This window comes from Mesorhizobium sp. M1A.F.Ca.IN.022.07.1.1 (genome assembly GCF_003997575.1).
In the GTDB taxonomy this organism is placed as follows: domain Bacteria; phylum Pseudomonadota; class Alphaproteobacteria; order Rhizobiales; family Rhizobiaceae; genus Mesorhizobium.
Genome location: NZ_RZST01000376.1, coordinates 1 through 5,231 on the forward strand (window position 1 = coordinate 1; position 5,231 = coordinate 5,231).

4 protein-coding genes and 1 pseudogene are annotated in these 5,231 nt (G+C 66.5%); all 5 read left to right on the forward strand.

Annotated elements, in window-relative coordinates; all coding sequences use genetic code 11:
* Positions 1–325, forward strand: a pseudogene (locus EOA75_RS28185) (cyclase family protein); the annotation flags it as partial.
* 300 nt (positions 326–625) lie between these two features.
* On the forward strand, positions 626–2,197 hold the full coding sequence (locus tag EOA75_RS28195) for an NAD(P)/FAD-dependent oxidoreductase (RefSeq protein ID WP_127325705.1): 1,572 nt from the start codon (positions 626–628) through the stop codon (positions 2,195–2,197).
* Positions 2,197–2,679, forward strand: coding sequence for a MarR family transcriptional regulator (locus EOA75_RS28200; RefSeq protein ID WP_127325706.1), 483 nt, complete (start codon positions 2,197–2,199; stop codon positions 2,677–2,679). Before EOA75_RS28195 ends, EOA75_RS28200 begins: the two co-directional genes overlap by 1 nt.
* A 49-nt stretch (positions 2,680–2,728) precedes the next feature.
* Entirely contained in the window at positions 2,729–4,882 is a 2,154-nt protein-coding gene (locus tag EOA75_RS28205) for an indolepyruvate ferredoxin oxidoreductase subunit alpha (RefSeq protein WP_127325707.1), read from the forward strand.
* Positions 4,875–5,231 (forward strand): 2-oxoacid:acceptor oxidoreductase family protein (locus EOA75_RS28210; protein ID WP_206517046.1); only part of this gene is annotated, 357 nt, incomplete at its 3' end. The genes EOA75_RS28205 and EOA75_RS28210, both read left to right, overlap by 8 nt.

The following is a 5,231-nucleotide window of genomic DNA, read 5'->3' on the forward strand; positions in this document are numbered from 1 at the left end:
TTTGGAAGCCGACTTCCTCAACGCCAACGAGACCGGCCCGCATACACCCGGACCGACGGCGGAAGCCATCCAGTTCCTGATCAGCAAGGACATCAAGGGCTGGGGCTCGGAGACGATCGGCACCGATGCCGGCAAGGCCGGCGGCATGGAGCCGCCTTTCCCGGCGCACACGCTGATGCACAAAGCCAATCGCTATGGGCTGGCCAGCCTCTGCAACCTCGACCAGCTGCCGCCGAAAGGCGCGATCCTGATCGCCGCCCCGCTCAAGATCGAGCACGGCACCGGCAGCCCGATCCGCGCCCTGGCGCTGGTGCCGGGCCAATAGGCGAGGTGGCGGTCTTCGGGAGAAGATCATGCTCGCGCGCAATGGAGTAGTGGAGAGGTGGGATCGGAGCGACGCTGACGCTCTACGGCGCCCCCCTCTGTCCTGCCGGACATCTCCCCCACAAGGGGGGAGATTGCACGTCACCTCCGCTTTCGCCAATCTCCGACGTCGTAGGATTGAGCAGGGCGCCGAAACTGCCAATCTCCCCCCAAGTGGGGGAGATGTCCGGCAGGACAGAGGGGGGCGCGAAGGAACTCGCCTTAGTGCGATTGACGTTCACTTCTCGATTGCGAGTGCGCAATGACCGCTGCCGATCACATCATCGTGGGCAGCGGCATCAACGCCCTGGTCTGCGCGGCGATGCTTGGCGCCAAGGGCGCCAAGGTGCTCGTGCTCGAACGCAACGACCGCATCGGCGGCTGCATGCGCACCGATGAGATCACGGCGCCCGGCTTCGTCCATGACGTGATGGCGACGACCTTCGTCCTCTTCATCACCTCGCCGGCCTATGCCGCGCTCGGCAAGGATCTTGCGCGGCACGGGCTGGAATTCTGTCACACGACCACACCCACCGGCGTGCTTCGGCCCGATGGCAGCCATGCCGTGCTCACCACCGACCGGGCCGCCAATATCGCGGCGCTGAACGCATTTGCCTCCGGCGATGGCGACCGTCATGGCGGCGATGTCGGCGACATCGAACGCAATGCCGGACTGCTCTTCGGCCTGCTCGGTGGCGCGCTCTGGTCCTATCCGACGACGAAGCTCATGGCCGGCGAGGCGTGGCGGCGCGGTCCGCGCGAGCTTGCCGCCGTCCTGGGCGAGGCGCTGGTGCCGGCGCGGGGCTGGCTGGAGACCGCGTACAAGTCCGATACCGTCCGCGCGCTCTGGGCGCCCTGGGTGCTGCATGCCGGGCTTGGGCCGGAAGACGCCTTCTCCGGCCAGATCGCCAAGGTCATCGCCTTCGCGCTGGAGGCGGCCGGCGCACCGATCGTCAAGGGCGGGGCGAAGAACCTGCTCGCCGCCTTCGAAGCGCTGATCAAGGAGCGCGGCGGCGAAATCCGCGTCAACGCCGACGTCGCCTCGCTCGTCCAGACCGGCGGCCGTGCCACCGGGGTGCGGCTCGCCTCCGGCGAGACGCTGACGGCGGCAAAGGGCATCATCTGCTCGGTCACGCCGACGCAGCTCTATGGCCGTCTGCTCGGCAACGATGCGCCCGACGCAGCAACCAAGGCCACGCAGTCCTACCGCTACGGCAAGGGCAACTTCCAGCTCCACTACGCGCTGAACAAGCCGCCGGCCTGGCGCGGCGAGGGCCTCGACAAGGTGGCGCTGCTGCATCTGACGCCGGGACTCGATGGTGTGTCGAAAGCCTGCAACGAAGCGGTGCGCGGCCTGTTGCCGGAAGTGCCGACGATCTGCGTCGGCCAGCCCCACGCGCTCGATCCGTCGCGCTGTCCGCCGGGCAAGGCAATCCTGTGGCTGCAGCTTCCGGAAGCGCCGCGCCATATCAAGGGCGATGCCGCCGGCAAGCTCGAGGCCCCAGCCGATGGCCGCTGGAGCGAGGCGCTGCGCGAGGCCTACGCCGACCGCGTCGAGGCGATCCTCGCTCATCACATCGATGGTTTTCGCGACACCATCATCGCGCGCCGCGCCTATTCGCCTGCCGATCTGGAAGCGATGAACATCAATCTGGTCGGCGGCGATCCCTATGGCGGCTCGTCCACCATCGACCAGTCCTTCCTGTGGCGGCCGTTCAAGGCCAGCCGCAATCACGAGACAGGCATTAAGGGCCTCTACCATATCGGCGCCTCGACGCATCCGGGCGCGGGGCTCGGCGGCGGCTCCGGCTTTCTGCTGGCGGAGAGGGTCTGATGGAACAGAGGCTTCCGGAAAAGCGCGAGCGCATCTCGACCCTCGGCCAGATCGGCCTGCAGCAGTTCGCGCCCTATTTGATGAACCGCATCATGGGCCGCTACAACGCCACCCTGCGAGAAGACTTTCGCAAGCAGGGCCTGACCATTCCGCAGGTGCGCACGTTGGCCGTGCTCTCGGTCACCGACGGCATCACCGTCAACGACCTCTCGGTCTATACGGTGATCGAGCAATCGACCTTGAGTCGCACGCTCGACGCGCTGGAAGGCCAGGGCCTCGTGCGGCGCGAGCAGGGCGTCGCCGACAGCCGCTTCCGCCATGTGTTCCTGACCGATGACGGCCGGGCGCTTTTCACCCGCGCCTGGCCGGCCATGCATGATGCCTTCGAAGCGATGTTCGACGGCGTCGACGATGCCGAATATGCCGCGCTGATCGCAATCCTGCAGAAGATGCTGAAGAACATCCGCAAGCACGACATTTGAGTTTGACGTACGCGCCGCCGTCCAACGGCGGTAACGGAAGGAGGCAGAGATGGCCGAACGGTCTTTTGCCAAGGAAGTCGAAAAGCTGAGGCTTGGCGCCGGCCAGGAATTCGCGGGCGAGGGCATCCTCGCCATCACCAAGGCGCTGCTGCAATGCGGCGTCGGCTATGTCGGCGGCTACCAGGGCGCGCCGATCAGCCATCTGATGGATGTGCTCGCCGACGCGCAGGACATTCTGGGCGAGCTCGGCGTGCACTTCGAGGCGAGCGCCTCGGAAGCAACCGCCACCGCCATGCTGGCCGCATCCGTGCACTACCCGATCCGCGGTGCCGCCACCTTCAAGTCGACAGTGGGCACCAATGTCGCCTCGGACGCTTTGGCGAACCTCGCCTCGGGCGGCGTCACCGGCGGCGCGCTGATCATCGTCGGCGAGGACTATGGCGAGGGCTCCTCCATCATGCAGGAGCGCAGCCATGCCTTCGCCATGAAGAGCCAGGTCTGGCTGCTCGATCCGCGCCCGAACCTGCCCTCGATCGTCAAGGCGGTCGAGGATGGCTTCGAGCTGTCGGAGGCCTCCAACACGCCGGTCATGCTGCAGGTGCGCATCCGCTGCTGCCACGTCCATGGCCACTTCATCGCCAAGGACAACAAGCGGCCGCCTATGTCGGTTGCCGATGCGCTGTCGGCCCCGCGTCGCGACACCGGCCGCATCGTGCTGCCGCCTGCCTCCTTCCTGCACGAGAAGGAGAAGGTCGCCAAGCGCTGGCCGGCGGCCGTCGATTTCATCAAGAGCCGCAAGATCAACGAGGTCTTTGGGCCGGACAATGGCTCGATCGGCATCGTCATGCAGGGCGGCATGTACAATTCGGTCGTCCGCGCGCTGCAGCGGCTCGGCCTTGCCGACACCTATGGCGACACCGACGTGCCGCTTTATGTGCTGAACGCCGTCTATCCGCTCGTCGATGACGAGTTCCTTTCCTTCTGCGAGGGCAAACAGGCGGTGCTGGTCGTCGAAGAAGGCCAGCCCAACTATATCGAGCAGGCCTTTGCCGCGATGCTGCACAAGGCCGGGCGCGGCACCAAGCTGGTCGGCAAGGAGCATCTGCCGATGGCCGGCGAATATACCGGGCAGGTGATGCTGGACGGCATTGGCTCCTTCCTGCGCGCCTATGCTGCGCATCTGCTGCCCGGCGAGGTTCGTGCGCCGAACAAGCTGGGCGAGGGCGTCGACACCGCCGATCTCATCAATGTCGTTCCCGGCCGCCCGCCGGGCTTCTGCATCGGCTGTCCGGAGCGGCCGATCTTCGCTGCGACCAAGCTGGTCGAGCAGGAGCTTGGCAAGCACCACATCGCTTCCGACATCGGCTGCCACCTGTTCTCGATCATGCCGCCCTTCGAGCTCGGCGCCACCACCATGGGCTACGGCCTCGGGCCGGCCTCGGCTTCCGCCTTCAATTCGCCGGAAGCGAAACGCCGGTCGATCTCCTTCGTCGGCGACGGCGGCTTCTGGCACAACGGTCTCACCTCGTCGGTCGGCAACGCCGTCTTCAACAAGAATGACGGCGTCATCGTCATCGTCGACAATTTTTACTCGGCCGCCACCGGCGGCCAGGACATCCTGTCCTCGCGCGCCTCGAACCGCACCAAGTCCACAAAACATCCGATCACCGAAGCGGTGAAAGGCATGGGCGTCAAATGGCTGCGCCACATCGACCGCACCTATGACGTCGGCAAGATGCGCGACACGCTGCGCGAGGCGCTAACCACCGAGGAGAAGGGGCCGAAGGTCATCGTCGCCTCGTCCGAATGCATGCTGAACCGCCAGCGCCGCGAGAGGCCGCTGGTCGACAAGGCGGTCAAGGGCGGCGAGCGGGTCGTCAAGCCGAAATTCGGCGTCGACGAGGACGTCTGCACCGGCGACCACGCCTGCATGCGGCTCTCCGGCTGCCCGTCGCTCTCGGTGAAGTCGCTCGACGATCCGCTGCGCGACGATCCGGTCGCTTCGATCGACCAGAACTGTGTCGGCTGCGGCAATTGCGGCGAGGTGGCGGATGCGGCCGTGCTCTGTCCCTCCTTCTACCGCGCCGATGTCGTGCACAATCCGAGCCGCTGGGACCGTTTCCTGGAAAGCGCGCGCCGCGCCGTGATCGGCCGGTTGCAGCGCCGCCGCGAGAGTCGCCGTTTGATGTTCGCCGATGCTTGAGCAGGCTTCACCGCTGCGCCCGAAGCCGGGCGCCTCTGATGATGAGCGGGTGATAAAACTCGCCGTGCTTGCCGTCGGCGGCCAGGGCGGCGGCGTGCTCGCCGATTGGATCACCGACGTCGCCGAGCGCAGCGGCTACATTGCGCAATCGACGTCGGTGGCGGGAGTCGCCCAGCGCACGGGGGCCACGATCTATTACATCGAGATGGCGCGCGACACCGGCCGGCTGCCGGTCTTCGCCCTGTCGCCCTCGCAGGGCGACGTCGACATCTTGATCGCCGCCGAGCTGATGGAGGCTGGCCGCGCCATCATCCGCGGTTTCGTCACGCCCGAGCGCACGACGCTGATC